Origin of the sequence: Sphingopyxis sp. BSNA05, from assembly GCF_013265645.1 — a bacterium.
Lineage (GTDB): Bacteria > Pseudomonadota > Alphaproteobacteria > Sphingomonadales > Sphingomonadaceae > Parasphingorhabdus.
Window position 1 is genome coordinate 1 of record NZ_PYIA01000143.1, and the last position, 547, is coordinate 547.

A 547-nucleotide genomic window follows, 5' to 3' on the forward strand; every position below is an offset into this window, starting at 1 on the left:
ACCTGCGCGGTGGAGGGCGCGTTCAATGATAGGAATGGACTATGCTCTCCGCTTCCAATGTTCGCTCTGCGGGCGGCGCTGCAACTTATTTTGCGGCGGATAACTATTATACCAAAGCCGATGCCGACCGGTCCGGTCAGTGGATCGGAGAAGGAGCGGAGCGGTTAGGTTTAAAGGGCCAGGTGGACGCGAGCGGCTTTGAAGCTTTGCTGCGCGGTGAATTGCCAAATGGCGAGCGTGTTGGCAGCGATAAACAATATCACCGCGCCGGAACCGATCTTACTTTCTCGCTGCCCAAAAGCTGGTCGTTAATCGCTCTGGTGGGCGGCGATAAACGGATCATCGAAGCTTACCGGACGGCGGTGATCGAGACGCTGCAATGGGCCGAGAAAAATATCGCCGAAACACGGGTTTTTCTCGCGGCAAGATCAAGGCCATTGGTTCCGGCAATCTCACCATTGGACTGTTCCAGCATGATACCAATCGCAATTCTGAACCCAATGTTCATTTTCACGCGGTTGTCGCCAATATCACCCAAGGCCCGGAC

General features: G+C 55.0%; 1 pseudogene. It reads left to right on the top strand.

The annotated features are described in order from the left end of the window. Positions 1 to 41: 41 nt before the first annotated feature. Positions 42 to 547: pseudogene (gene mobF, locus C8024_RS16840) on the top strand (MobF family relaxase); the annotation flags it as partial.